This window comes from Pseudomonas karstica, assembly GCF_009707515.1.
Classification (GTDB): Bacteria; Pseudomonadota; Gammaproteobacteria; order Pseudomonadales; family Pseudomonadaceae; genus Aquipseudomonas; species Aquipseudomonas karstica.
Window position 1 is genome coordinate 98749 of sequence record NZ_WLYI01000001.1, and the last position, 25742, is coordinate 124490.

The following is a 25742-nucleotide window of genomic DNA, read 5'->3' on the forward strand; positions in this document are numbered from 1 at the left end:
CAATGAGTGAAGATCTTTGGGCGGCCCGCGAAGGCGATGCGCTGCTGCACACCTCGGTGATGGCCGATATTCTCGGCGGTGTGCTGGAAGTGGCGGCCTATGCGGCGATCACCACTGTGGGCTGCCTGGCGGTGGCGGCGGCTGTTGCCATAACAACCGGTGCGACTATCGCTACCGGCGGCGTTGCCCTGGTGTTGGTCGTGGGTGCAGTCGTAGGCATTACCGCGGGGCTCACAGGGGCTGATCTGAAAATATCCAGTTGGTGCGAGTCAGCCGCCAACTGGGTGTTCCCGCCGGTGATCGACGCCTTTATCACCAGCGGCTCGGAAAACGTTTTCGTCAATGGAAAAAAGGCTGCTCGAGCGGCTGGAAAGATGACGGCGGTGCCGGTAGCACCCAGCGAGCCACCGGCTCCCAGCTTCCTGGACATGGCCGGGGAATTTTTCTCACAAATGTGGCGCCCGACCGTCGCCTCGCCCGCGCCAGGCACCGAGCCTTGCCCGCTGGATACCGTGGCGTGCAACAAGCACCCGCCCATGCCCCTGCAATTCATTGCGGAGGGTTCCAGCTCGGTGTTCATCAACGGCCAGCCTGCGGCGCGCAGTGGCGATCGCAGTACGTGCGACGCCAAGATTGGTACAGCCCCGGGCCTGATCTCGCCGGATGTACGCATCGGTGGCGAGACCATCGTGGTGCGCGAGATTCGCAGCGGAAAGACTCCGGGAGTAGGCCTTGGGATCGCCGTCCTGATGATGCTGCGGGGCAATGTAAAATGTTTCTGGAGCAAACTGCCGTGCCTGATCGGTGGTGCGCTGGTGGGAGGAGCCGTAGCTTATGGAACCAGCAAGATCACCTCGGCACTCAAGGGAGCTATCAACGGCTCGCCCAATCCAGTCCACAGCCCGACCGGCGCCAAAATCCTCGGCGATGACGAAGAGCTGGACTTCGTACTGTCGGGCCTGCTCCCCATCGAATGGCAGCGTTTCTACAGCAGCCTCGACACACGCCAGGATAGCCTCTTCGGTGCTGGCTGGAGCGTTGCCTATGAGGTAGCGGTCGAAATAGACCAAGACGAAAACCTGACTTATATCGATGAGCAGGGCCGCCGCATAGAGATCGGTTACATAGCATTGTCTGGCGGAGCCTTCAGCCCTGGCGATGGCCTTGCGGTAAGGCGTAGCGCCGATGGCGTGATACTGATCGAGAGTATCGACGGCCTGTATCGGCTCTTCGAACCCGACCCTCTGAACCACTCGCGGCTGCGCCTGCACCTGCTGGGTGACCGTAACGAAGGGCGGATCTTTTTGGATTACGACATCCAGGGACGTTTGTGCCGCCTGCGCGACAGCCATGAGCTGATGCATGTCGACCTGAGTTATACCGCCGAGCATCCACGGCGCGTGAGCCATATCGAGCGCCGTTACCTGCGCCAGGAACATTTTGATGGACGCAGCGACCTGCTGGCCAGCTATCGCTACGACGCCAACGGCGACCTGGCTGAAGTCGTGGACTCACAAGGCACAACCCTACGACGCTTTGCCTACGACAGTGCTCGGCGCATGGTCGAACACCAACTGCCGAGTGGCTTGCGCTGCTTCTACCAATGGAGCGCAGTGCAGGGCCCTCACGGCGAAGAATGGCGCGTAGCCCGTCACTGGACGGATGCCGGTGATGAATACAGCTTCGACTATGACCTGGAGGCTGGCATTACGCGCGTCACCGATGGCCTGATGCGGGTCAGCACACGCCATTGGAACCCGCAGTACCAGATCACTCGCTACGTCGATAACGTGGGCCATACCTGGCAGTTCGAATGGGACGAAGATCGCCAGTTGCTTGGGGCGATCGATCCACAAAATGGCCAGTGGCGATTCAGTTATGACGAATCCGGCAACCTGAGTGCGGTGACCGATCCACTGGCCAGAACCAGCGGTACACAGTGGCTGGCGCATTGGGCATTGCCCGAGGTGGAAACCGATGCGGCCGGGAACAGTTGGCACTACCGCTATGACCAGCATGGCAACTGCATTGAAGAGATCGACCCACTGGGAAACCGCACCGCCTATGTCTATGACGGTTTCGGCCAGCCGGTGCAGGTCATCGATGCCACAGACAAAACCCGGAAATTGCATTGGAACGAATGGAGCCAACTGGTCGAGGAAGTTGATTGCTCGGGTTACCCGACCCGTTATCAGTACGACGCGTTTGGCAATCTGGTGGTGCAGACCAATGCTGAAGGTGAATCGGTGCGTTATCAGTACAGCCCTGAGGGCCTGCTACTGGAATGCCAACTCCCGGATGGCCGCCTGGAGCAGTTCCAACGCAACACCAGTGGTTATCTGACGGGTTATGTCGACCCCGCCGGGAACACTTCCCGCTATGCCTATGACGGGCGTGGTCTGGTCAAGCAGCGCTGGGATGCGCACAACCGCACTGTTATGTTTGACCACGACGCCTATGGGCGACTGCGCAAGCTGACCAATGAGAACGGCGAAAGCTATCGCTTTGAGTGGGATGCCGCCGACCGCCTGTTGCAACAGCAGGACCTGGACCAAAGTCGGCGCCGCTATACCTATGATTCATTGGATGACATTGTCGCCATGGACTTTCTGCCGGGTACCGAAGGCGAACCGGTAGCTCCACTGACACACCAATTCCAACGGGACCCGCTCGGGCGCCTGGCCAGTAAAGTCACAGCGGATGGTACTACGGTTTATGAGCATGATCTGAGTGACCAACTGGTCGGTGTCACTTTCACTGCCCTTGATGGTCGCCAGCAAGCACTGGCTTTCAGCTATGACGCGCTGGGGCAACTGCTTGAAGAGCAAAGCTCGGCGGGGTCTGTGCAGCATCGTTACGACGAGTTGGGAAACCTGATCCAAACCGGCTTGCCCGATGGTCGATGGTTGAACAGGCTCTACTACGGTAGCGGTCACCTCCATCAGTTGAACCTCGACGGACAGGTCATCAGCGACTTCGAGCGCGACCGGGTGCATCGCGAAGTGCAGCGTACTCAGGGCCAACTCAAGACGAGTACCGCGTACGATCGAAGTGGAAGGGTCCGCTCACGACAGCGTCGCAGCATCGACCAACCGTGGCAGTTGCCACCACTGGTCGAGACCGACTACAGCTACGACCCCAGCGACAACCTGATCGGACGTCGTCGCATCGACCGCCAGCACGACCGTCAAGAGCATCTGGGTTACGACGCTACCGGACGCATCCTCGTCGGCCATCAGGTGGGCCAGAGCGAGACCTATGCCTACGATGCCGCTGCCAACCTGCTCGACAGCCCAACACAAGGCGGTCTGGTGCGGCATAACAGATTGCTAACCTATCAAGACAAACGCTATCGATACGACGCTTTTGGTCGAATGATTGAAAAGCGCAGCGCTGCGCGTGGCTTTCAGCGTTTTGCCTACGATGCGGAACATCGTCTGATCGAAGTACGCAGCCAGAAAGGCGAGCGGGAAACGATTGTGAGAATGGCTTATGACCCGCTGGGCCGGCGTATCGAAAAGACCGAACACGACAGCAACGGCTATGCACTGGGAGAAACCCGTTTCGTCTGGGATGGTCTGCGTCTGCTTCAGGAACATCGTCATAGCCAGACCAGTCTCTATCTGTATGAAGGCGAAGGCTACGAACCCCTGGCCCGCATCGACGGCACTGGGCAACTGCAAAAAATTCGCTACTACCATAACGACCTCAACGGGCTACCGGAACAACTCACCGAAGTAGACGGGCAGAATGTCTGGCGTGCGACTTATCAGGTGTGGGGCAACACGCAGGAAGAGGTGCGCGAGCCGTATTACATTGAAGAGCAGAACCTACGGTTTCAGGGACAGTATCTGGATCGGGAAACGGGGCTGCATTTCAATACGTTCAGGTTTTATGATCCGGATGTGGGGCGATTTACGACACCTGATCCGATCGGGTTAGATGGAGAGCTCAATCTTTATCAATACGCACCTAACCCGATTGCATGGGTAGATCCATGGGGATGGAAAACCTGCGGCGCTGCAAACGGGAACTCCAGACAAAATAACAAGCCGAATCACGTCTATGTCATCCGTAACAAAACGACCGGCCAAGTGCACAAATACGGTATCAGCGGTGGGAAAATTTCCAAAACTGGCAAGTCTTATCGAGCTCAATCTCAGGTGCGCGCACTCAATAGGAAAGGCTCTGATAAATACGAGTCCGCCATAATCAGGAAAAATGTAACAAGGTCCAAGGCTCTGAAAGTTGAACAAGGTAGAGTCAATGGCTACTCGGTAGCCGCTCAGAGAGCTGGTCAAACGCCTTCGTTTCCTAAAGTTGGGATTAATCCAGTGGGCAACTCACTGCCAAACGCGACGAGATAGAAATTCTGATGAGCAAATATTTATCGACACTCGAAATTGCCGCCCCTACGGAGCGCCTCCAGGCTCACAGTATTCGAGAGGCGGCCGTACTCTATGTTTATCTCCTTGCTACCAAGTGCAAGCTGCCTGCTGACGGAATTGCCAAAATAATACTTCAGCAAACGCCAGTCGAAGCAGAGCAAACATTCACCGATGTCTACACCTACTCTCATCCGTTCAAGCACCTCGACAACCTAGCTGCGGACGCGCCGGACGGCGCCATTCGCCAGGCGTTAATTGAGGACATTAATGAAGCCCTGTTGTCGCTGGCGGCGCTCAAAGGCTGGGATACCGATCCGATACATAAGCTCCACGCCGAGATCATCAAACGGAACTATCAGTTTTCAGGCACCGCGGGTCGCTCACTAAAAAATCCGTCCAAAACGCTCACAGCGACGGCTGCCTGGCGTACCGATCAATACATCAATATCGGCGTTCTAGTGCAGGGATCCAAAAGCACTCCTGAAGTATTTTTCACAGCGACGCGAATTGGCATCGCGCTGGGCCTTTTTGAGTCACTACTAGGAGCTGTTGAATGGGTGAACGATCAAACCGTTCGACTGTTCCTGGCAAACAAACGCGATTATTGGGAGTTAGATACAACGTCCAAAACGGTAGAGTTTCACTTCCCCAGAGCCGAATCCGGTGATGCCCACGGCCAATTTGACTTGGCGAAAATGTACGTTGATGGGTGGATAGTCGAGCAAGATTTTGAACAAGCCAGGCAGTGGTTGGAACGCTCTGCCGCTCAAGGCTTTTCGCGTGCGGTTAGGCTTTTGCAGCGAATGAATGATGGTGATGAAAACCTCGCGGATCCGGTGATGAACAGCAAGAAATAAACCAAAGAGTTTTGCCTCTAGCTCCCCTGCCGCTTCTGAATAACGAACAAATAGGGTCAGGCAAAGGGTGGTCTGACCCTCAGGATGCTTGCTGTAAGAACGGACATTCAATTGTATTTCCCCATAAAAATGGGCACCCGACCCAGTCGGCGTGCCCATTTTTCATCCCGCGCTCACACTTGCATGTGCGTAAGCGCGTTCTACATGACTTACGGGTTGACGCTGTCTTTGAGCGACTTGCCCGGCTTGAACGCAACGGTGTTGCTGGCCTTGATTTTCACCGGCTCACCGGTTTGCGGGTTTTTGCCGGTGCGGGCGCCGCGGTGGCGTTGCAGGAAGGTGCCGAAGCCAACCAGGGTGACGCTGTCCTTGCGGTGCAGCGCGCCGGTGATTTCTTCGAGAACAGCATTGAGTACGCGGTTAGCCTGTTCTTTGGTCAGGTCTGCTTTTTCAGCGATGGCGGCTGCGAGTTCTGGTTTACGCATAAAATGAAGCCTCTTTGACGGTTTTTTGTTGTTATGTCCGTGCTGCTCATCGTTGGAGCAACGCCCAAGGCGCCGCAGGCTCTACTCTGCGGCAGACGGGATTGAGGATGGCATGCCCTCGGACGCTACGCCAGTCTGGCGGCGACCTTTCTACGCTCAATACGGTGGCTATTACGACAGAACGGCCCGTATTTACGCCAGCAATGGCGGAAGCTCTTTGTTCAGGGCCAGCTTTTCCATGACGGCAGTGCCGGTCAGGGCATAACCCAGCAGGCTCCCGCTGGCGTCACGGCACAATGCCTTGATGTCGGCGCCCTGCCCTTCGACGCTCCACACCCCTTCGGCACCCCGTGGCGGTGGTGAAACCACCAGCGGGCAGACCGGAGTCTTCACCGTGACTGGCATCGGCCCGTAGTTGACCGCAGTGGCGTTGCCCGCCAGGGTCTGGGCCAGGGCACGGGCGCAACTCATCAAGGGCATGACGTATAGCAAACTCAGGCCATCGACCTCGGCGCAGTCGCCCAGGGCGTAGATATTGGCGTGGGAGGTCTTGAGGTGACGATCAACCATAATGCCGCGGTTGGTCTGCAAGCCAGCCGCGGCAGCCAGGTCCACACGAGGGCGCAAGCCGATGGCCGAGACCACCAGATCACACTCGATCACTTCGCCATCAGACAGATGGGCTTCCAGGCCGTCAGCAGTGCGTTGCAGGCGGTTGAGCACCGGCCCCAGGTGGAAACGCGCACCGAGGCTTTCCAGCCCGGTCTGGACCGCTGCGGCCGCTGCCGGGTGCAGCAGGGTCGGCATGACTTGCTCGCAAGGGGCTACAAGGTCAATTTCGTAGCCGCCCAGGATCAGGTCGTTGGCAAATTCACAGCCGATCAGGCCGGCGCCCAGCAGCAAGACCCGGCGCTTGCCGACCGCTGCCGCGCGAAAACGCGCGTAATCCTCAAGGTCGTTGATCGGGAAAATCAGTTCAGCAGCGTCACCTTGCACAGGTACACGCACGGTTTCCGCACCCCAGGCCAGGATCAGGTCGCGATAGGTCACCGCTTCCTCGCCAATCCACAGGCGCTTGTGGCCAGGGTCGATGCCGCTGATACGCGTGTGGGTACGCACTTCGGCCTTAAGCTGCTCGGCCATGGCGCCGGGCTCAGCCATGCTCAGGCCATCGGCTTGCTTGTTCTTGCCAAAACCGGTGGAGAGCATGGGCTTGGAGTAGGAGCGCCCATCATCTGCGGTGATCAGCAACAGTGGGGTTTCGCTATCGAGCTTGCGAAACTCCCGAGCCAGGTTGTAACCGGCCAACCCGGTGCCGACGATCACGACAGGTGCGTTCATTCCTTTCTCCTTGTAGTACAGGTCTTAAAATCGAAAATTAACCGATTTCGATCATCTCGAAATCCATTTTGCCAACACCGCAGTCCGGGCACAGCCAGTCTTCGGGGACGTCCTGCCACAAAGTGCCTGGGGCGATTCCGTCATCCGGCCAACCGTCTTTCTCGTCATAGATCAGGCCGCAGACTACACATTGCCACTTCTTCATTACTTGTTTCCTCAGGGTCCAGGCTTTACTGGCCGACAGTCGATAAATCCAGCGTTGCCGTCCGGCTCAGGGCGTTTTGTACTGATCGGGGCCCGCAGATGCAAGCATGATCGACACATGGAGCAGGCACGCCCAGGCAAAAGTGCAGGTCGCCATGCTAAGCTCGCCGCCTCTTTTGCTGCCAATAATGACCCACTGTGCCGCACTCAAACACCTCTCCCGTTGCTTGTCGATGGCTGACCCAGAGCCTTCTGAGCCCCCTGCCCGCGCCGCGGACCCTCGACTGGCTGTTCGATGAAGGTTCGCTGACGCGACGCCTGACACGCCTGTCCAACGGCGGCTTCAGCGTGACGCCGCTGATGGAGGGTTGGCAGCCACTGCGCAACGATGAGTGCGCCGCCCTGGATTTGCCCGCCGCCAGCATTGGCTGGGTTCGCGAGGTGTATTTGCGGGGCCACGGCCAGGCGTGGGTGTTCGCCCGTAGCGTGGCGGCCCGCAGCGCCTTGCAGGGTGACGGCTTGCACATGGATGAGTTGGGCAGCCGTTCGCTGGGAGAGTTGCTGTTCTGCGACCAGGCATTTACCCGCCGGGCCATCGAGGTTTGCCGTTACCCTCGCGAGTGGCTGCCAACGGCTGATCAAGCCAATGAGCTGTGGGCGCGCCGCTCACGCTTTGATCGTGGGCCGCTGAGCGTACTGGTGGCCGAAGCTTTCCTGCCAAGCCTGTGGCAGGCCGTGCACGAATATTCGGAGAATGGCTGATGTATCAGCGCCTGCTCAAATCCCTGAATCATCTGAATCCCCGAGCCTGGGACTTCATCCAACTCACCCGCATAGACAAGCCCATCGGCATCTACCTGCTGCTGTGGCCGACCCTTTGGGCGCTGTGGATCGCTGGCAAAGGCTCGCCGTCCCTGGCTAACATCGTGATTTTTGTCTTGGGCGTAACCCTGACCCGTGCCGCCGGCTGCGTCATTAATGACTGGGCTGACCGCAAGGTCGACGGGTATGTGAAGCGCACCGCGCAACGTCCCTTGGCAAGCGGCAAGATCCGCTCAAAAGAGGCCCTGGTGTTCTTTGCAGTACTGATGTTGATCAGCTTCCTGCTGGTACTGCTGACCAACTCCATGACCATCTGGCTGTCTCTGGGCGGTCTGGCATTGGCGGTCAGCTACCCGTTCATGAAGCGCTACACCTACTACCCGCAGGTGGTATTGGGAGCAGCATTTTCCTGGGGCATTCCCATGGCATTCACCGCCGAGACCGGCAGCCTGCCTGCCGCTGCCTGGCTGCTGTACATCGCCAACATGCTGTGGACCGTGGGCTACGACACCTACTATGCGATGACCGATCGTGACGACGACCTGAAAATCGGGGTGAAATCCACCGCGATTCTGTTTGGTGACGCCGACCGGGTAATCATTCTGACCCTGCAGGGGCTGGCGCTGGTTTGCCTGCTGCTGGCAGGCGCGCAGTTTGAGCTGGGCGGCTGGTTCCACTTGGGGCTGCTGGCAGCAGCCGGGTGCTTCGCCTGGGAGTTCTGGTACACCCGGGACAAAGACCGCCTTAAATGCTTCAAGGCGTTTTTGCACAACCACTGGGCAGGGTTGGCGATTTTTGTCGGGATCGTGGCGGATTATGGGTTTCGGTGAGGGGCTGATTCCCCTCACCACTGTCCTGCTGAATCAGGGCTTGGCGACCTTCCAGGCCCCGTCCATTTTGCCGTCACCGGTCATATCGCCGGCCTTTTTGTCCATGACGAAGGTATAGAGAGGCTTGCCGTCGTAGGCCCATTGACCCTTTTGGTCGTCACGGGTGATCACGGTCCACTTGCCCATGGATTTGTCGGTGGATGCCGCCATCAGCGGTGGCCAGTTGGCTGCACACTTGTCGTTGCACATGGACTTGTCACCAGCATCCTTGGCAAAGGTGTAGAGGGTCATGCCGTTGTGGTCCACCAATACCCCGTCTTTAGTCATCGCCGGATCCGCCGCGAATGCCAGCGTCGGCAGTGATAACGCCGCCGTTACCAGCAAGGCTTTCCAGGAAAAAGTACTGTAAGTCATCGGAACCTTCCTTTTGTGGTTGTCAGGATTCGGACCCAAAGCGTAGTTCAGGACGACACCTATTGCCTAAGCGACTAAATTACTGTCACACGACTGCAATAATTCCGTTATCTAATGCGGCGCAAGACAGTTAAATGACAAGAGGACTTAGCATGGTTGGCAGGAGCATTCTGATCGTTGACGATGAAGCGCCTATTCGCGAAATGATCGCCGTTGCATTGGAAATGGCCGGCTATGACTGCCTGGAGGCAGAAAACTCGCAACAGGCCCATGCCATTATCGTCGACCGCAAGCCAGACCTGATCCTGCTGGACTGGATGCTGCCCGGCACCTCCGGCATCGAACTGGCCCGCCGTCTCAAGCGCGATGAGCTGACCGGAGACATCCCGATCATCATGCTCACCGCCAAGGGCGAAGAGGACAACAAGATCCAGGGCCTGGAAGTTGGCGCCGATGACTACATCACCAAGCCATTTTCCCCACGGGAGCTGGTAGCCCGCCTGAAAGCCGTGCTGCGCCGTGCCGGCCCCACTGATGGCGAGGCGCCTATCGAAGTCGGCGGCCTGCTGCTGGACCCTATCAGCCACCGTGTAACCATCGACGGCAAGCCTGCCGAGATGGGCCCCACCGAATACCGCCTGCTGCAATTTTTCATGACCCACCAGGAGCGGGCCTACACCCGTGGCCAGTTGCTCGACCAGGTCTGGGGCGGCAACGTGTACGTCGAAGAGCGCACCGTTGACGTTCATATCCGTCGCCTGCGCAAAGCCTTGGGCGATGTCTACGAGAATCTGGTACAAACCGTGCGCGGCACTGGATACCGGTTTTCAACCAAGGGTTGAAAACCAGTTGCAAGCGGTCAGCTACAAGCTTCAAGTAAAAGCCGATCAGCTCTGACTTGCAGCTCACCGCTCGCCGCTTGAAACTTGCAACTGCAGCCCTGCAACTGCTCCGAAGGACGCATTCGTGAACCAAAACTGGCATGGCACCCTGATCCGCCACATGCTCTTGCTGATCACCGGCTGTCTGCTGATAGGCCTGATAAGCGGTTACTACGGCTGGAGCCTGGCCATCGGCCTGGGCGTCTACCTGGGCTGGACCCTCAAGCAACTGCTGCGCCTGCATGAATGGCTGCGCCAGCACAAACCCGACGAAGCTCCACCCGACGGCTACGGCCTGTGGGGCGAGGTGTTCGACAGCATCTACCACCTGCAACGTCGCGACCAACGGGTGCGAGGGCGCTTGCAAGCGGTGATCGATCGGGTCCAGGAGTCCACTGCCGCGCTCAAAGACGCGGTGATCATGCTCGACAGCGACGGCAACCTGGAATGGTGGAACCGCGCCGCCGAAACCCTGCTGGGCCTCAAGACGCCCCAGGACAGCGGCCAGCCGGTGACCAACCTGGTGCGTCATCCGCGTTTCAAGGAGTACTTCGAGCAGGACAACTATGAAGAAGCCCTGGAAATCCCGTCACCGACCAATGATCGCGTACGCATTCAGTTGTACCTGACGCGCTACGGCAACAACGAGCATTTGATGTTGGTGCGTGATGTCACCCGCCTCCATCAGTTGGAGCAGATGCGCAAGGATTTCGTCGCCAACGTTTCCCACGAACTGCGCACGCCGTTGACTGTGATTTGTGGCTACCTGGAGACGCTGCTGGACAACGTCGAAGAGGTGAACCCACGCTGGAGCCGTGCTCTGCAGCAAATGCAGCAGCAAGGCGAACGCATGCAAACCCTGCTCAATGACCTGTTGTTACTGGCCAAGCTGGAAGCCACCGACTACCCCTCGGACAACCATCCGGTACCGGTGCAAGGCCTGTTGCAGACTATCAAGAGCGATGCCCAGGCGCTGTCCGGTCAACGTGAGCAGAGCATTTCCCTGGAGGCTGACCCATCGATCCAGCTCAAGGGCAGCGAGGGCGAGTTACGCAGTGCCTTTTCCAACCTGGTGTTCAATGCCGTTAAGTACACCCAGGACAAAGGCACGGTCCGCATCCGCTGGTGGGCGGACGACCAGGGCGCGCATCTGAGCGTCCAGGACTCAGGAATCGGTATCGACAGCAAACACTTGCCAAGACTGACCGAACGTTTCTACAGGGTCGACTCCAGCCGCAACTCCAACACCGGTGGCACCGGCCTGGGCCTGGCAATCGTCAAGCATGTGTTGCTGCGCCATCGTGCACGCTTGGAAATCAGCAGTGTGCTGGGCCATGGCAGCACCTTTACCTGCCATTTTCCGCCAGCACAGGTGACACGCTCGCGGGCAATCGACACCGGTGAATAACTGAAAACAACCACGATCCATGTGGGAGTTGGCTTGCGGGGAGTACATTTCCTGCCCCGCCCGGCAGCAGGCACTAGGCAAGTACCCCGTCAGCCGCTACATTGACCGACCTGTGCCTGTCTTCCAGGCCCACCTGTCACTCCTTTTTGAATACACGGAACCCGCAAAACCCCATCATGGACCCTTCCCCTGGCATCACCCTCGCGACACTCTTCGCCGATTTCGGCATGATTCTTTTTGCACTGATCCTGGTACTGCTCAACGGTTTTTTCGTTGCGGCGGAATTCGCCATGGTCAAGCTGCGCGCCACCCGGGTCGAGTCCATCGCCCACAAAAACGGCTGGCGCGGGCAAATCCTGCGCACCGTGCACAACCAGCTCGACGCCTACCTATCGGCCTGCCAGTTGGGTATCACCCTCGCCTCCCTGGGCCTGGGCTGGGTCGGCGAGCCAGCCTTCGCACACATTCTGGAACCGTTGCTGGGTGCCATCGGCGTCGAATCGCCTGAAGTGATCAAGGGCGTGTCGTTCTTTGCCGCCTTCTTCGTGATTTCCTATTTGCACATCGTGATCGGTGAACTGGCACCCAAGTCCTGGGCCATTCGCAAGCCCGAGTTGCTGTCGCTGTGGACCGCCGTGCCGCTGTACCTGTTCTATTGGGCGATGTACCCGGCGATCTACCTGCTCAACGCCAGCGCCAACGCGATTTTGCGTATTGCCGGCCAAGGCGAGCCTGGCCCGCATCATGAACACCATTACAGCCGTGAAGAACTGAAACTGATCCTGCATTCCAGCCGCGGCCAGGACCCCAGCGACCAGGGCATGCGCGTGCTGGCCTCGGCGGTGGAAATGGGCGAGTTGGAAGTGGTGGACTGGGCCAATTCCCGGGAAGACCTGGTCACCCTGGACTTCAACGCCCCACTCAAGGAAATCCTCGCGCTGTTCCGGCGCCATAAATTCAGCCGTTATCCGGTGTATGACGCCGTGCGTAACGAGTTTGTCGGCCTGCTGCACATCAAGGACCTGCTGCTGGAACTGGCGGACCTGGACCACCTCCCCGAGTCATTCAACCTGGCCGAACTGACCCGTCCACTGGAGCGCGTGTCCCGGCACATGCCGCTGTCGCAATTGCTGGAACAATTTCGCAAGGGCGGCGCGCACTTTGCCCTGGTAGAGGAAGCCGACGGCAAGATCATCGGTTACCTCACCATGGAAGACGTGCTGGAAGTGCTGGTGGGCGATATCCAGGACGAACACCGCAAGGCCGAGCGCGGCATCCTCGCCTACCAGCCCGGCAAGCTGCTGGTGCGCGGTGATACACCGTTGTTCAAAGTGGAACGCCTGCTGGGCATCGACCTGGACCACATTGAAGCCGAAACCCTGGCCGGCCTGGTCTACGACACCCTGAAGCGGGTACCGGAAGAGGAAGAAGTGCTGGAGGTTGAAGGCCTGCGAATAATCATCAAGAAGATGAAAGGGCCGAAGATCGTGCTGGCCAAGGTGATGATGCTCGACTGATGCGTTAGTTGCCCAATGCAAGGTTGGGCAACGCCCCTACGGGCTGATTGAGCTCGTAGGGAATGACACCCGTGCGATATTCAGGCGCTCACGCCCCCGGCACAAAATGCTTCTGCGCCGTCCCTCGGGCAATCAGCCGGGAGATGTAGTCGAGCTTCTGCGCATCCTGGTCGATAAAACGAAAAGTCAGTTGCAACCAGTCGCTATCGGGCTTGGGTTCATAAGCGACGATGGCGTGCAGGTAGCCATTGAGCCGAGCGGTTTCGGCGTGCTCACCCTGCTCCAGGTCGAGTACGGCACTTTCCAGCACCTGAGGCAGGACTTCGCCCCGACGTACCACCAGCAGCGCTTCCTTGATGCTCAGCGCCTTGATCACGCATTGCTGGGTGCCGCTGGACAGGCGCAGTTGGCCCTGCCCACGACCGCTGGCCGGCGATACCGTCGCCTGCACGGGCGGGCTGTTAAGCAGGCCTTTGCTGGAGGCCGCGACGGGGGCAGCCTTGACCGCTTCCGGCTTGCCGCCGGTGAGGGCGCTCAGGGAGTCATTACCGAAAGCCGAGTTCATCTTGGTCGGGGCGCTGGCGATCAGCGCATCCAGGCGACCGATCTTGTGCAGGGCCTGCTTGACCTTGTTCAACAGCTGTTCGTTGGTGAAGGGTTTGCTGACGTAGCCGGACACCCCGGCCTGAATCGCCTGGACCACGTTTTCCTTGTCGCCACGACTGGTAACCATGACAAACGGCATGGCCTTGAGATGAGGTTGCCCACGGCACCAGGTCAACAATTCCAGGCCGGACATTTCCGGCATTTCCCAGTCGCACAGGACCATATCGAAGGTTTCGCGCATCAGGATGGCCTGGGCCTTTTTGCCGTTCACCGCATCGTCGATCTTGATGCCCGGGAAGTAGTTGCGCAGGCACTTCTTCACCAGATCGCGAATAAACGAGGCGTCATCCACCACCAATACACTGACTTTGCTCATTGACCCCTCATCCTCTAAAAACCCCGGCAAGCATACGCCTCACTGATGGCATTTCGCCAAAACAGCAATGCTGTTCACCACTGTAGGAACTAGGTGCCCCCCTTGCTCCTACAAAAACAGCTACGCCGGAACTTTACTGGCGCCCGCAGCGTAGAAATCACACGCCACAAACGAAAACGCCCGGCCTGAGGCCGGGCGTTTATTTCTCGGGCAATCTTACTTATCGTCAGCAAGGCCCGGAACATTAGGCATTTGATCAACGGTGCCTTCAACTTCAGCTTTCATGCGCTTGAGGCCCATGTGCCGCACGTCGGTACCGCGCACCAGGTAGATAACCAGCTCAGAGATATTGCGGGCATGGTCGCCGATCCGCTCCAGGGAGCGCAGGACCCAGATGATGCTCAACACCCGCGAGATCGAGCGCGGGTCTTCCATCATGTAGGTGGCGAGCTCGCGCAGGGCGGTCTTGTACTCACGGTCGATGATCTTGTCGTACTGGGCCACCGACAAGGCCAGTTCGGCATCGAAGCGGGCAAAGGCGTCGAGGGCATCGCGAACCATGTTGCGCACCTGGTCGCCGATATGGCGCACTTCGACATAACCGCGCGGGGCTTCACCTTCTTCGCACAGCTGAATCGCACGGCGGGCAATCTTGGTGGATTCGTCACCGATCCGCTCAAGATCGATCACCGACTTGGAGATGCTGATGATCAAGCGCAAGTCGGACGCCGCTGGCTGCCGACGGGCCAGGATGCGCAGGCACTCTTCGTCGATGTTGCGTTCCATCTGGTTGATCTGGTCATCAATCTCGCGCACTTGCTGGGCCAGGCCGGAGTCGGCCTCGATCAGCGCGGTGACTGCGTCATTGACTTGCTTCTCCACCAGCCCGCCCATGGCCAGGAGGTGGCTGCGCACTTCCTCAAGCTCGGCGTTGAATTGCGCGGAGATGTGGTGGGTTAAGCCTTCCTTCGAAATCATGGTTTTGCTCCGCAAAAGCTGTAAGCCGCAAGCTACAAGCTGCAAGCTGATGTGTGTTGTTGATCAAACTGCTTTTACTTGCCGCTTGAAAGGTGCGGCTTGTAGCTGCCCCACTAGCCATAACGACCGGTGATGTAGTCTTCGGTCTGTTTCTTCGCCGGATTGGTGAACAGCGTGTCGGTGTCGCCAAACTCCACCAGCTTGCCCATGTACATGAACGCGGTGTAGTCCGATACCCGAGCGGCCTGTTGCATATTGTGAGTCACGATGACGATGGTGAACTTGGACTTGAGCTCGTAGATCAGCTCTTCGACTTTCAGGGTGGAGATCGGGTCGAGTGCCGAGCACGGTTCGTCGAGCAGTAATACTTCCGGCTCTACTGCGATGGTGCGGGCGATCACCAGACGTTGCTGTTGACCACCGGACAAGCCCAGAGCCGACTCGTGCAGGCGGTCCTTGACTTCATCCCACAGCGCCGCGCCCTTGAGGGCCCACTCCACAGCCTCATCGAGGATGCGTTTCTTGTTGATACCCTGGATACGCAAGCCGTAGACCACGTTTTCGTAGATGGTCTTGGGGAACGGGTTGGGCTTCTGGAACACCATGCCCACGCGGCGACGCAACTCGGCGACGTCTTCGCCCTTGCGGTAAATGTTGGTGCCATAGAGGTTGATCGCACCTTCAACACGGCAACCGTCCACCAGATCATTCATCCGGTTGAAGGTACGCAGCAGTGTGGATTTACCGCAGCCGGACGGGCCAATAAAGGCGGTCACACGCTGTTTGGGGATATTCATGCTGACGTCGAACAGCGCCTGCTTGTCACCGTAGTACAGGCTCAGGCCCGGGACTTCGATCGCCACAGTTTCCTGGGCCAGGCTCAGGCTCTGCTTGTCGCGACCCAGGGCTGACATGTTGATGCCGTGGGAATGGGTTTCATGTTGCATGGGATGCTCCCTGTGCTACCAATTCGTTTCAGTGAGCCGCCGGTCATTGGGCCAGCGGTTACATCATTCTTCTGTAGGCGCAAGCTTGCTCGCGAAGGTCGTTAACGATAACGCGGGAAGCCAGGATGAACGCGGCGACCTTGCGTTTTTCGCGAGCAAGCTCGCTCCTACAGGGTTATCAACTATCCAGTGCTTTGTATTTTTCGCGCAGGTGGTTACGAATCCACACCGCCGACAGGTTGAGCGTGGCGATCACCAGCACCAGCAAGAACGCGGTGGCGTACACCAGCGGCCGTGCTGCTTCGACGTTGGGGCTCTGGAAACCGACATCATAAATATGGAAGCCCAGGTGCATGATCTTCTGGTCAAGGTGCAGGTACGGGTAGTTGCCGTCCAGCGGCAGCGACGGTGCCAGTTTCACCACACCCACCAGCATCAACGGCGCCACTTCACCGGCAGCACGGGCCACAGCGAGGATCATGCCGGTCATCATCGCCGGGCTGGCCATTGGCAAGACGATCTTCCACAGCGTTTCCGCCTTGGTCGCGCCCAGTGCCAACGAACCTTCGCGTACCGTGCGAGGAATCCGCGCCAGGCCTTCTTCGGTGGCCACGATCACCACCGGCACCGCCAGCAATGCCAACGTCAGCGATGCCCACAACAGGCCAGGCGTACCGAATGTCGGTGCCGGCAGGGCTTCGGGGAAGAACAACCGGTCCACCGAGCCACCCAGTACGTAAACGAAGAAACCCAAGCCAAACACACCATAAACAATCGCCGGCACACCTGCCAGGTTGTTCACGGCAATGCGGATGATACGGGTCAAGGCGTTCTGCTTGGCGTATTCGCGCAGGTAAACCGCCGCCAGCACGCCGAAGGGGGTCACGATCATCGCCATGATCAGCGTCATCATCACGGTACCGAAGATCGCCGGGAAGATCCCGCCTTCGGTGTTGGCTTCCCGTGGGTCGTCGCTCAGGAACTCCCAAACCTTGCTGAAATAGAAGCCGACCTTGGTGATGTAGCCCATGGCATTGGGCTGGTACGCATGCACCACCTTGCCAATATTGATTTCCACTTCCTTGCCGTTGCCATCGCGGGCCGTCAAGGCATCGCGGTTGAACTGGGCGTGCAAGTCAGCCAGGCGCGCTTCAATACCTTGGTAACGGGCGTTCAGCTCCGCACGGTCGGCGTCCATGTCAGCCTGGGCGGCAGCATCAAGCTTGCCATCCAGCTCCAGTTTGCGCCCATGCAGGCGGATACGTTCAAGACCTGCGTTGATCGCACCGATATCGGACTTTTCCAGGGTCTTGAGCTGAGCCGCGAGCTTGTTGACGCGGTCCACGCGGGCTTGCAATTCGGGCCAGGCGGCGGCGCCTTCAGCGATGACCTTACCGTCTTGCTTGACGTTGACCAGGGTGCCGTAGAAGTTGCCCCACTCACGACGCTCGATAGCTATCAGGTCGACCGGCTTGGTCTGGTTGGTCAACCACTCACCGACAATCCAGGTGAAGTCGTTTCCGTTCAGGTCCCGGTTGCCGACCTTGATCAGCTCGCGGGTCATGAATTCCGGGCCGTCATCCGGCACCGGCAACCCGGCGCTTTTCAGGCGCTCGCGAGGCACCTGTTCTTTCTGCACCACTTCGCCAACCACCACATGGCTGGCCTGGCCTGGCACCTCGTAGCTGGCCTGGATCAGGTCTGCCGGCCAGAAGTGGCCCAAGCCACGCACCGCAATCACAGCCAGCAAACCAATGGTCATGATGACCGCGATGGACACCGCGCCACCGCTGATCCAGACGCCGGGGGCGCCGCTCTTGAACCATCCATTCAGGGAGTTCTGTTTCACAGACTTCTACCTTTCTTAAAGCGACGAGTATTTCTTGCGCAGACGCTGACGAATCAGCTCCGCGAGGGTGTTCATGATGAAGGTGAACAGCAGCAGCACCAGCGCCGAGAGGAACAGCACGCGATAGTGGCTGCCGCCGACTTCCGACTCGGGCATTTCCACCGCGACGTTGGCGGCCAGGGTGCGCAAGCCTTCGAATAGGTTCATTTCCATGATCGGGGTGTTACCGGTGGCCATCAACACGATCATGGTTTCACCGACCGCACGGCCCATGCCGATCATCAGCGCCGAGAAAATCCCCGGGCTGGCAGTGAGGATCACCACGCGAGTCATGGTCTGCCACGGTGTGGCGCCCAAGGCCAGGGAGCCCAGGGTCAAGCCTCGAGGCACGCTGAACACGGCATCTTCGGCAATCGAGTAGATGTTCGGGATCACCGCGAAGCCCATGGCCAGGCCCACTACCAATGCGTTGCGCTGGTCGTAGGTAATGCCCAGGTCGTGGGAGATCCACATGCGCATGTCGCCGCCGAAGAACCAGGTTTCCATGTACGGACTCATGTACAGCGAGAGCCAGCCAATAAACAGGATCACGGGGATCAACATCGCGCTTTCCCAGCCATCCGGGACTCGCAGGCGGATCGATTCAGGCAGGCGGCTGAAGGTAAAACCCGCCACCAGGATGCCAATCGGCATCAGCATCAGCAGGCTGAAAATTCCCGGCAGGTGCCCTTCGACATACGGCGCCAGGAACAGGCCGGCGAAGAAGCCAAGAATCACCGTGGGCATCGCTTCCATCAGTTCGATCACCGGCTTGACCTTGCGGCGCAGGCTCGGAGCCATGAAGTAGGCGGTGTAAATTGCTGCGGCAACGGCCAGTGGCGCGGCCAGTAGCATGGCGTAAAACGCAGCCTTGAGCGTACCGAAGGTCAGGGGTGCCAGGCTCATCTTGGGTTCGAAATCGGTGTTGGCGGCGGTCGATTGCCAGACGTATTTAGGCTCGTCGTAGTTTTCGTACCAGACCTTGCTCCACAACACGCTCCAGGACACTTCCGGGTGCGGGTTGTCCAGCAGCAGCGGTTGCAGCTTGCCGCCAGCTTCGACGATCACGCGGTTGGCTCGTGGCGACATGCCGAAGATGCCTTGGCCTTCTACAACCGGGTCCACCAGCAAGGTGCGGTGGGCGGTGCTATGGAACACGCCAAACTTGCCAGAAGCATCGAGGGCAACAAAGCCCTTGCGACGTTCTTCGGCGGTGATTTCGATGACGGGGGCGGTTCCCATCTGGAAGGTGCGGATCGGCTTGAGGCGTTGCTCGCCATCCGGGTCGCGGGCCATGAACCACTGGGCCAGGCCACCATTGGAGTTGCCGATGATCAGCGAGATACCGCCCACCAACTGGGTACTGGCAGTCACTTCTGCACCTGCGTCTTCCAGCAGTTTGTAACGACCGTTGAGGCTGTTATCGCGCAGGTTGAACACGTCGGCCAGGGCACGACCGTTGATCACGTACAGCCATTGCTGGCGCGGGTCGACGAAGATCGCTTTGACCGGCTCGGTCATTTGCGGCAGTTCGATGCGCTTCTGCTCGCTGGTGACTTCACCGGTCATCATGTTTTCTTCGCGACTCACGGACAGCACGTTCAAGTGCGAACCCGCAGAACCGGCAACGATCAGCGATGTGTCGGTCACGTTGAGGGCAACATGCTCCAACGGCCTCCCGGCGTCGTCGAGCACCATGGGTGTCTCGCCGTAAGGGTATTCGATCGCCGGCGAGATAGTCTTCTTGCCGTCCGGATAGGACACTTTGTAGGTGTGGCGGAACACCAGGGACTGGCCATTGGACAGGCCGAGAATCACCATCGGGCTGCCTGGCTGGTCTTCACCAATGGAAACGACGCTGGCACCGGCCGGAAGGGGCAGGTCAACACGCTTGAGTTCAGCGCCGGTGTCGACATTAAAGAACAACACCTGACCCTTGTCGGAGACCCGCATGGCAATCTGGTTCTGTTCTTCCAGGGAGATCAGCAATGGCTTTCCGGCATCCTGCATCCAGACAGGAGCCAAGGCCTCTTCCTTGGTCAGGTTGGCGCCCTGGAACAGCGGCGCAACCACGTAGCCGAGGAAGAAGAAAATCAGCGTGATAGCGCCGAGAACGGCGAGACCGCCGACCAGGACATACCAACGGGTCAGGCGATCCTTGAGCGCACGAATGCGGCGCTTGCGTTGCAGCTCAGGCGTATTGAAGTCAATGCGCTTGGGAGGAGAAGTCGTCGTCATGGTGGAATTGGCCAGATCATTCATGCGCACACCCTAGCGATCCTTTATGACAGAAAGATGACAATGCAGTGACGCAAGAAATCCGCCGCATAGCAGAGCTGGCAGCGGACCTAAAATTAGGGGTTCTGTAGGAGCGAGCTTGCTCGCTCCTACAGAAAGGCCGGTGTTACCCGGCCCGCACTTAGTTACCTTCTTTCAAACCCAAGTCAGCCAGTGCCTTGGCGGCAACTTTGGCTGGCAGCGGGATGTAACCGTCTTTCACGACAACTTCCTGGCCCTGCTTGGACAGAACCAGTTTCACGAACTCGGCTTCCAGCGGGGCCAGAGGCTTGTTCGGGGCTTTGTTGATGTAGACGTAGAGGAAACGCGACAGCGGGTATTTGCCGTTAAGGGTGTTTTCTTCGGTGTCTTCGATGAAGTCAGTACTGCCTTTCTTGGCCAGGGCCACAGTCTTCACGCTGGCAGTCTTGTAGCCGATGCCCGAGTAACCGATGCCGTTCAGCGAAGAGCTGATGGACTGCACGACCGAAGCCGAGCCTGGTTGCTCGTTGACGTTTGGCTTGTAATCACCTTTGCACAGGGCTTCTTCCTTGAAGTAGCCGTAAGTGCCGGATACCGAGTTACGACCAAACAGTTGAAGCGGCTTGTTAGCCAAGTCACCGGTCACACCCAGGTCGCCCCAAGTCTTGGCGTCAGCTTTGGCGCCGCACAGACGCGTCGAAGAGAAGATCGCGTCAACTTGTTCCATGGTCAGGTGCTGGATCGGGTTGTCCTTGTGCACGAACACAGCCAGGGCATCCACGGCGACCGGGATAGCGGTTGGCTTGTAGCCGTACTTCTGCTCGAAGGCCTGCAGCTCGTTGTCCTTCATCTTGCGGCTCATCGGGCCCAGGTTGGCGGTGCCTTCGGTGAGTGCGGGTGGCGCAGTGGAGGAGCCGGCAGCCTGAATCTGGATATTGACGTTCGGGTATTCCTTTTTGTAACCCTCGGCCCACAAGGTCATCAAGTTCGCCAGGGTATCGGAACCAACGCTGGACAAGTTGCCCGACACTCCAGAGGTCTTCACGTAAGCCGGGATTGCCGGGTCAACACCAGCGGCCACCGCGTTAGCGGTCGCAACGCCAGCAGCGACAAAAGTCATTGCCGCCATCAAACGCTTCAGTTTCATGCCTTACTCCTAGCAGATAGGGATAGTTGGATCGGGGCCAAGTATCGGTAGGCCGTGTGAACACTCTATGTCTGAAATATGACAATTAGATGAAAGGCCAGTATTGGTAGAAAAGGCTGCAAGAGGGCGCAAGGCTTGGAAGTGCGGGGGCTGGAGCGGGGTTGGCGGGATTTTTGAAACACTCTGTAATGTGATCGGCATTCCCACGTAGAGAGTGGGAATGCTCCTCAGAGCCTGATTGAAACTTAGCGTCCGCGTTTCCACAGATACCCACCCACCAACATCCCCATCACACAAATGACGGCAACGTAGTAAGCCGGCCCCATGGGGCTTTCCTTCATCAGCAGCGACACCACCAACGGCGTCAGGCCACCGAACACGGCGTAGGCAACGTTGTAGGAGAACGACAGGCCGCTGAAGCGCACCACGGGAGGGAAAGCTTTCACCATCACGTAGGGCACCACGCCCACCACGCCGACGAACAGTCCAGTCAGGGTGTACAGCGGGAACAGCCAGTCAGGATGGCTGGCGAGGCTGTGGTAGAGCGTCCATGAAGTCGCGAGCAACAGCAGGCAACCGGTCACCAACACACGCCCTGCACCGAAGCGGTCAGCCAGGGCGCCGGAGGCAATGCAACCCAGGCTAAGGGTGACGATGGCCAGGCTGTTGGCTTGCAACGCGACGGTAGGGCTGAAGTGGTAGACGGTCTGCAACACGGTCGGGGTCATCAGGATCACCACGACGATACCGGCCGAAAGCAGCCAGGTCAGCAGCATCGACAGCACGATGGCGCCACGGTGGTCGCGCAGTACGGCGCGCAATGGCAACTCCGCCGCCAGCGTCTTGCGTTGCTGCATTTCGGCGAAGATCGGCGTTTCATGCAACCAGCGTCGCAGGTACACCGAAAACAGGCCGAATACGCCGCCCAGCAAGAACGGGATCCGCCAGGCGTAATCCGACACCTGCTCCGGGGTGTAGAGGCTGTTGATGGCGGTAGCCACCAGCGAGCCCAGCAGAATCCCGGCGGTCAGGCCGCTGGTCAGGGTGCCGCAGGCATAGCCGATGTGCCTGGAGGGAACGTGTTCGGAAACAAAGACCCAAGCTCCCGGTACCTCACCGCCAATCGCTGCGCCCTGGATCACCCGCATCAGCAGCAACAGGATCGGGGCCCACAGGCCGATCTGCGCGTAAGTCGGCAGCAGGCCCATGATCAGGGTCGGCACGGCCATCATGAAGATGCTCAGGGTGAACATCTTTTTGCGACCCAGCAGATCGCCGAAGTGCGCCATGACAATGCCACCCAGGGGCCGTGCCAGATAGCCGGCGGCGAAGATGCCGAAGGTCTGCATCAGACGCAGCCATTCAGGCATGTCGGCGGGGAAAAAGAGTTTTCCGACCACGGTGGCGAAAAACACGAAAATGATGAAGTCGTAGAACTCCAGCGCCCCGCCCAAGGCAGACAGCGACAAGGTTTTGTAGTCGTTGCGGGTCAGCGGGCGCGACGTCGGCGCACTGCTTGCGGGCACGGAGGACATGGTAAGGCTTCTCTTATTAGTAGTCAGACGGCAAATTCGGGCACTGGCTTAGCCAGGGCGGGTTCGGAAAGATAACAAATCGCTTGGAAAAGCACAGCGCCAAGCTGTTAATCGCCAAACGGTGAAAATACTCTCGCAGGCTGGCCCGCGAATGGTGGCAGGGGAACAGTTGCTTGAAAAAGCGCCGATACAGCCATTATTTACCGACCAAATGAGCGTCCAGAGGTCGTCGCGGCGACAACGGCTCGATATACTCGGCTCGTACAAGCGCCAAACCCGCATCCTTGAGGGGTTACTGTGCCAAAACGCCGTTGGCTGTTCCCAGCCGGTTTGGCAGAGTTTCCCTGGTACGTCTTACGAGAAACGTGTAGAGCGGAGTATGTCTGTGCTGAAACGTTTTTCCAACAGTCGGCTATTCACCTGAAACACCCATAGAGCGTCACGGGTCAGAGGCACCCCCGGCATGATCGAACTCGAACAAGAAGACCCTATCCCGCAAGGCGATCTCGCCCTGCAAATCACTGCGCTTCCGCGTGAAACCAACGGCTTCGGCGATATCTTCGGCGGCTGGCTTGTGGCTCAGATGGACCTGGCGGGCACCGCAATGGCCAGCAAAGTGGCCGGTGGCCGCGTGGCGACCGTCGCCATTGATCGCATGGCGTTCCTGGTTCCGGTGGCCGTGGGCGCCCAGCTGTCCTTCTACACCCAGGCCCTGGAAATCGGCCGCAGTTCGATCCAGATGATGGTCGAGGTGTGGAGCGATGACCCGCTGTCCAGCGAATGGCGCAAGGTCACCGAAGCGGTGTTTGTGTTCGTCGCCATCGATGGCAGCGGCCGCACCCGGTCGGTTCCCTCGCGAGCGCGTTAAGCCTCGCGGTGGCTTGACAGTCCATTGCCCCATTGCCTGCCATTGAGAGAGCACCTATGCCCACGCCCGACGTTGAAATCGTGAAACTGGATGAGCTGACCTGCTGGCGCATCCGCCACGAAAACGCCGAACTGTTGGTCGCCCAGCAAGGCGCGCACATCGTCAGCTACCAGCGCCAGGGCGAGAAACCTCTGATCTGGCCTAACGATGAGGCGGTGTTCAAGACAGGCAAAGGCATCCGTACGGGCGTGCCAGTATGCTGGCCGTGGTTCGGGGTTTTCGAGCGTAACCCGCAAAGCGTGAAAGCCATGCGTCAGAGTGACGAACCAGCCGGGGCCCATGGTTTCGTACGCACGGCAGACTGGGCGTTGGCGGGTATCGAAAGCGAAGGCAAGGCTCTGCGGGTGAACCTGGAGCTGCCGGTGCCTGCAGGTGGTTTTCCCGGCTGGCCTCATCAGGTCGACCTTAAGATGAGCCTACTGCTGGACGATCAACTGCATATCCAGCTGACCAGCCACAACCATGGAACCGATACCGTAACCCTCAGCCAGGCGCTGCACAGTTACTTCGCAGTCAGCGATGTGCGCAATGTGCAGGTTGAAGGGCTGGACGGGCTGGAATACATCGATACCGCAGACGACTGGAAGACCGCCAAACAGTTCGGCCCTCTGCACTTTACCGACGAAACCGACCGCATCTACCTCGACACCCCGGCGCAGTTGAACATTGTCGATAAGGACTGGCAGCGCCGTATCCAGCTCACCAGCCAAGGCTCGAAGTCGACCGTTATCTGGAACCCATGGACCGAACGCGCCAAGGCCTTCGACGACATGGCCGACAACGGCTGGCAAGGCATGCTGTGCATCGAGACGGCGAATGTGCTGGACGATGTGGTAACGCTGGCACCGGGTGAAAGCCACACCCTGGGCGTGAGCATCAGCGGTATAGCCTTGTAGGCCAGCTATAGCCGCTGCCGAAGAATGAAGCTGGATGGGGGCCGCTTCGTCGGAATGCCACACCAGATCCATCGCAGCCTCGTGCCTCGACAGCCGCTACAGGTCCGACTCCTTCACCACTCGCACCTTTCCTGCGTCCAGCGCATACGCCGCATCGGCCAGGTCGTTATTGACCGTCTCTACCTTGAGCGTGCCGGTAACCCACAGCGGCGTGTAGATGTCATCCAGCTTCAAACCCTTGGGATAGCGCACCAGCACCAATTGGTTAGGCGGCGGTGGCGGCACGTGGATGCAGGCGCCTGGGTAAGGCACCAGGAAGAACAGAGTGCTGCGGCCCCTGGCGTCGGTTTCCAGCGGCACAGGGTAGCCACCGAGGCGAATATGCTTGCCGCTCATGCCAGCTACAGTCTTGGTCGAATACATCACCGCCGGCAGGCCCTTGCTCTGCTTCAAGCCACCTTTGTCGGTAAAGGTGCCATTGGCTTCCGGGGAGTTGTGGTCGATTTCCGGCATTTGTTCAAGGGCTTGCTGATCCGACTTGGGCATCAATTCAAGCCAGTCGGTTTCCGGCAGTTCGCCGGCGCGGGCCAGGCTTGTGCCCAGCAAAAGAAGAATCAGCAGGAAACGGCGCATGGAGTGGCTCGGCAAGAAAAACAGTGCCGGCATTGTAGCCCTCTGCGCCTGCGCAGCGCAGAGGGCCCAGAGCTGAATTACTTCTTTTTCAGCAAACCGTAGATCACCAGCAACACGATGGCACCGACCAGCGCGCCAATGAAGCCTGCGCCCTGGCCCGCCTGGTAAATGCCCAGTGCCTGACCACCATAGGTCGCCGCCAAGGAGCCGGCGATACCCAGCAGGATGGTCATGATCCAGCCCATGTTGTCGTCGCCAGGCTTCAGGAAGCGCGCCAACAGGCCGACGATCAAACCGATAAAGATGGTCCCAATGATACCCATGGCATTTCCCTCTGAATGAATTTAACTAGAGCCTAGTCAGACTTTGGCATCCTGCCATCAGAGGATGGCGGTCGCCAAT

Annotated in this window: 22 protein-coding genes; 9 read left to right on the plus strand and 13 right to left on the minus strand. The window is 58.8% G+C overall.

The window, feature by feature from the left end:
- Positions 1-2: 2 nt before the first annotated feature.
- A complete protein-coding gene (locus GIR22_RS00435) occupies positions 3-4367 on the plus strand; it encodes an RHS repeat-associated core domain-containing protein (protein WP_154741388.1) in 4365 nt (1454 codons plus the stop codon).
- A gap of 8 nt (positions 4368-4375) precedes the next feature.
- Entirely contained in the window at positions 4376-5245 is an 870-nt protein-coding gene (locus GIR22_RS00440; protein ID WP_154741389.1) for a tetratricopeptide repeat protein, read from the plus strand.
- Positions 5246-5454: 209 nt separating this feature from the next.
- On the opposite strand, the gene GIR22_RS00445 is transcribed toward GIR22_RS00440, so the two are convergent.
- From GIR22_RS00445 to GIR22_RS00455, 3 genes are all read right to left on the minus strand, one after another.
- Entirely contained in the window at positions 5455-5730 is a 276-nt protein-coding gene (locus GIR22_RS00445) for an HU family DNA-binding protein (protein WP_003213368.1), read from the minus strand.
- Between the two features lie 192 nt (positions 5731-5922).
- On the minus strand, positions 5923-7071 hold the full coding sequence (locus GIR22_RS00450; RefSeq protein ID WP_154741390.1) for an NAD(P)/FAD-dependent oxidoreductase: 1149 nt from the start codon (positions 7069-7071) through the stop codon (positions 5923-5925).
- A gap of 37 nt (positions 7072-7108) precedes the next feature.
- Positions 7109-7276 carry a rubredoxin gene (locus tag GIR22_RS00455; RefSeq protein WP_003213373.1) on the minus strand — a complete coding sequence of 56 codons (168 nt, stop codon included), beginning with the start codon at positions 7274-7276 and terminating at the stop codon, positions 7109-7111.
- A gap of 197 nt (positions 7277-7473) precedes the next feature.
- Between GIR22_RS00455 and GIR22_RS00460 the strand changes: the two genes are divergently transcribed.
- Positions 7474-8037: a chorismate lyase gene (locus tag GIR22_RS00460; RefSeq protein WP_178122005.1), complete on the plus strand. Its 564-nt coding sequence runs from the start codon at positions 7474-7476 to the stop codon at positions 8035-8037.
- Entirely contained in the window at positions 8037-8927 is an 891-nt protein-coding gene (ubiA, locus tag GIR22_RS00465) for a 4-hydroxybenzoate octaprenyltransferase (protein ID WP_154741391.1), read from the plus strand. The genes GIR22_RS00460 and ubiA overlap by 1 nt, the downstream gene beginning before the upstream one ends.
- Positions 8928-8960: 33 nt before the next feature.
- On the opposite strand, the gene GIR22_RS00470 is transcribed toward ubiA, so the two are convergent.
- Complete coding sequence (locus GIR22_RS00470; protein WP_154741392.1) at positions 8961-9341, minus strand: COG4315 family predicted lipoprotein; 381 nt, start codon at positions 9339-9341, stop codon at positions 8961-8963.
- A gap of 152 nt (positions 9342-9493) precedes the next feature.
- Between GIR22_RS00470 and phoB the strand changes: the two genes are divergently transcribed.
- From phoB to GIR22_RS00485, 3 genes are all read left to right on the plus strand, one after another.
- A complete protein-coding gene (phoB, locus tag GIR22_RS00475) occupies positions 9494-10183 on the plus strand; it encodes a phosphate regulon transcriptional regulator PhoB (protein ID WP_154741393.1) in 690 nt (229 codons plus the stop codon).
- Positions 10184-10343: 160 nt separating this feature from the next.
- Positions 10344-11630 carry a phosphate regulon sensor histidine kinase PhoR gene (gene phoR / locus GIR22_RS00480; RefSeq protein ID WP_154741565.1) on the plus strand — a complete coding sequence of 429 codons (1287 nt, stop codon included), beginning with the start codon at positions 10344-10346 and terminating at the stop codon, positions 11628-11630.
- A 176-nt stretch (positions 11631-11806) separates the two neighbouring features.
- Entirely contained in the window at positions 11807-13147 is a 1341-nt protein-coding gene (locus GIR22_RS00485) for a hemolysin family protein (protein WP_154741394.1), read from the plus strand.
- A gap of 88 nt (positions 13148-13235) precedes the next feature.
- On the opposite strand, the gene GIR22_RS00490 is transcribed toward GIR22_RS00485, so the two are convergent.
- The 7 genes from GIR22_RS00490 to GIR22_RS00520 form a co-directional block, all read right to left on the minus strand.
- Entirely contained in the window at positions 13236-14129 is an 894-nt protein-coding gene (locus GIR22_RS00490) for a response regulator (protein ID WP_154741395.1), read from the minus strand.
- A gap of 216 nt (positions 14130-14345) precedes the next feature.
- Positions 14346-15107 carry a phosphate signaling complex protein PhoU gene (gene phoU, locus GIR22_RS00495; RefSeq protein ID WP_154741396.1) on the minus strand — a complete coding sequence of 254 codons (762 nt, stop codon included), beginning with the start codon at positions 15105-15107 and terminating at the stop codon, positions 14346-14348.
- A 113-nt stretch (positions 15108-15220) separates the two neighbouring features.
- Entirely contained in the window at positions 15221-16054 is an 834-nt protein-coding gene (gene pstB / locus GIR22_RS00500) for a phosphate ABC transporter ATP-binding protein PstB (protein WP_065883786.1), read from the minus strand.
- Positions 16055-16232: 178 nt separating this feature from the next.
- Entirely contained in the window at positions 16233-17903 is a 1671-nt protein-coding gene (gene pstA, locus GIR22_RS00505) for a phosphate ABC transporter permease PstA (protein WP_178122007.1), read from the minus strand.
- A gap of 15 nt (positions 17904-17918) precedes the next feature.
- Positions 17919-20204 (minus strand): ABC transporter permease subunit, encoded by a 2286-nt coding sequence (locus GIR22_RS00510; protein WP_154741397.1) that lies wholly within the window; start codon positions 20202-20204, stop codon positions 17919-17921.
- Between the two features lie 157 nt (positions 20205-20361).
- Positions 20362-21348: a phosphate ABC transporter substrate-binding protein PstS gene (locus GIR22_RS00515; RefSeq protein WP_154741398.1), complete on the minus strand. Its 987-nt coding sequence runs from the start codon at positions 21346-21348 to the stop codon at positions 20362-20364.
- 245 nt (positions 21349-21593) lie between these two features.
- On the minus strand, positions 21594-22883 hold the full coding sequence (locus GIR22_RS00520) for an MFS transporter (RefSeq protein ID WP_154741399.1): 1290 nt from the start codon (positions 22881-22883) through the stop codon (positions 21594-21596).
- Between the two features lie 463 nt (positions 22884-23346).
- Between GIR22_RS00520 and GIR22_RS00525 the strand changes: the two genes are divergently transcribed.
- On the plus strand, positions 23347-23751 hold the full coding sequence (locus GIR22_RS00525) for an acyl-CoA thioesterase (RefSeq protein WP_003176975.1): 405 nt from the start codon (positions 23347-23349) through the stop codon (positions 23749-23751).
- A gap of 56 nt (positions 23752-23807) precedes the next feature.
- Complete coding sequence (locus GIR22_RS00530) at positions 23808-24707, plus strand: D-hexose-6-phosphate mutarotase (RefSeq protein WP_154741400.1); 900 nt, start codon at positions 23808-23810, stop codon at positions 24705-24707.
- A 96-nt stretch (positions 24708-24803) separates the two neighbouring features.
- Here GIR22_RS00530 and GIR22_RS00535 read toward each other — a convergent pair whose 3' ends face one another.
- Both GIR22_RS00535 and GIR22_RS00540 read right to left on the minus strand, forming a co-directional pair.
- Positions 24804-25340 carry a DUF3299 domain-containing protein gene (locus tag GIR22_RS00535; RefSeq protein WP_154741401.1) on the minus strand — a complete coding sequence of 179 codons (537 nt, stop codon included), beginning with the start codon at positions 25338-25340 and terminating at the stop codon, positions 24804-24806.
- A 77-nt stretch (positions 25341-25417) separates the two neighbouring features.
- The gene (locus GIR22_RS00540) at positions 25418-25663 is read right to left on the minus strand and encodes a GlsB/YeaQ/YmgE family stress response membrane protein (RefSeq protein WP_154741402.1); all 246 of its coding nucleotides are present in this window, start codon (positions 25661-25663) and stop codon (positions 25418-25420) included.
- Between the last annotated feature and the right edge of the window lie 79 nt (positions 25664-25742).